The following is a 1,961-nucleotide window of genomic DNA, read 5'->3' on the forward strand; positions in this document are numbered from 1 at the left end:
GCGGCGTTCGGCCTGACGCTGGGCCTGGCGGCGGATCGGTTTGCCGACTACGAGATCGACCGCCATGGCCAGCGCGGCAGCGTGCCACGCGTCGAGCAGACCTTCCCAATCGACGGCGACACGGTCCCGGCCAACCTGCGGGCCGTGCGCGTCGAGCTATTCCTCCCGACCACGGGCGTTGGTGCTGACCCTGAGACCGCGACGGCAAAGGCGGTGCGGTTGGTCGACGTCGCTTCGGGCGAGCTCGTCGCGAGCCAGGCGACCGTTGCGGCCGACGGGGCGAGCGTCGTCCTCACGCCCAGTGAGCCGCTGGCGACGGATCGGGCGTTTCGCATCGAGGTGACCAACAAGCTTCGCGACGCGAGTGGCCAGCGGTTCGTGCCGTTCACGTCGACGTTCACGACGAGCGACACGTCGACACTCCCGGCCTCGTCGGTCGCATTCGAGCGGGCTGAGACGCTGCTGCAGTTGGATCGGTCGATCGTCACCGCGCTGGTCTGGCAGCCGGGCGAGGGCGAGTCGCGAACGCTCGTCGCCGCCACGGCCGATGGGCGGATCTTCCGGTACGACGTCGCTCCCAACGGCATCGACGAGCGGCCGGTCGTCAAGACGATTCCGGCCAACAACGGCGGGCCGCGGCTGGTGACGGGCCTCGCGTTCGACCCGCGCGACAGTTCACGGCTGTGGGTCAGTCACACGCAGATGGCCCTTACCGGCGCGGACGACTTTGCCGGCAAGCTGAGCGTCCTGAGCAGTCGGGACTTCAGGTCGTACGAGGACCGCGTCGTCGGCCTGCCGCGGGCGTACAAGGACCACGCGAACTTCGACATCGCGTTTGACCCGACTGACCCGGACACGCTGTTCGTCAGCCAGGGCTCCAACACCGGCCACGGCGGACGCGATACGAAGTGGAACAACCGGCCCGAACGCCTTCTGACCGCAGCCGTCCTGAAGGTCGAGGTCGATCGCCTGCCGCGACGTCGTCCTCTGGACGTGCGGCTGCCGGTGGAGCGTTCGAGTCCGTTCAAGGGCGGCGACTACGACCCGACGTCTGCCTCGGCGGCGGTGACGGTCCACGCGACGGGCATCCGCAGCGGGTACGACCTGCTGTGGCACTCGTCGGGCCGATTGCTCGTCGCCATCAATGGCGGCACGCGGGGCGGCAACGCGCCCGCGCTGATCGACGAGGCCGGGCGTGTCATCGAAGGCCCGGTCATGAGCGTGCCCGTCACGACGCCCGACACCCTCGCCGACGTCACGCAGGCCGGCAGCTACCACGGCCATCCGAATCCGGCGCGCGGCGAGCGCGTGCTCATGGGCGGCAACCCGACGGACGGCGACGATCCGTACGAGATCCCGGCCTACCCGATCGGCACGATGCCTGATCCGAACTTCACGATGCCCGTGATCAACTTCGGCAAGGGCTTCAGCGTCAACGGCCTGTTCGAGAGCACCGTCGGCGAAACGGCGGGCCTGATCTGGGCGACGCGCTACAGCGCAGGCGACGACGTCGTCCTCGTCCAAGTGACTGGCGAGCCGACCGTTCAGACGGACATCGCCGGGCTGACCGGTCTGGCGTCTCCGCTCAATGTCGTCGAGGACCCACGCACCGGCGACCTCTTCGTCAGCGAGGCGGACGCGAATCGGCTCGTGCGGTTCAAGCGCAGGCCGTGACGTCGTCGCGGGCGTCGCGCCACCAGAGCTCGAGCATCAGCAACGCGAACAGGCGGTGACCGTTGTCGTGCCGGCCGTGTTCGTGCGCGCCGATGAGCAGGCGGACGGCTTGGTCGTCAAAGTGATCTCGCGCGAACGCGTCGCTGGCAAAAAGTAGCTCGTGCAGCATCGGCCGAAGACTGCCGCGGAGCCAGCTGCTGATCGGCACGGCGAAGCCCATTTTCCGTCGGCCGAACACGCTCGCCGGCAGCTGTTTGGCGAAGGCGTCGCGCAGCAGTCGCTTGCCA

At 68.7% G+C, this 1,961-nt stretch carries 2 protein-coding genes; one reads left to right on the forward strand and one right to left on the reverse strand.

Features of this window, described 5'->3' with window-relative positions:
• Nucleotides 1-1,674 (forward strand): Ig-like domain-containing protein (locus AAGI46_17005; GenBank protein MEM1013907.1); only part of this gene is annotated, 1,674 nt, incomplete at its 5' end.
• Here the strand turns inward: AAGI46_17005 and AAGI46_17010 are convergent.
• Nucleotides 1,658-1,961, reverse strand: a 304-nt coding sequence (locus tag AAGI46_17010) for an asparagine synthase-related protein (GenBank protein ID MEM1013908.1), incomplete at its 5' end; no start/stop codon positions are given. The two genes, AAGI46_17005 and AAGI46_17010, sit on opposite strands and share 17 nt — an antisense overlap.

It is taken from the genome of Planctomycetota bacterium (assembly GCA_038746835.1).
GTDB lineage: Bacteria > Planctomycetota > Phycisphaerae > Tepidisphaerales > Tepidisphaeraceae > JBCDKH01.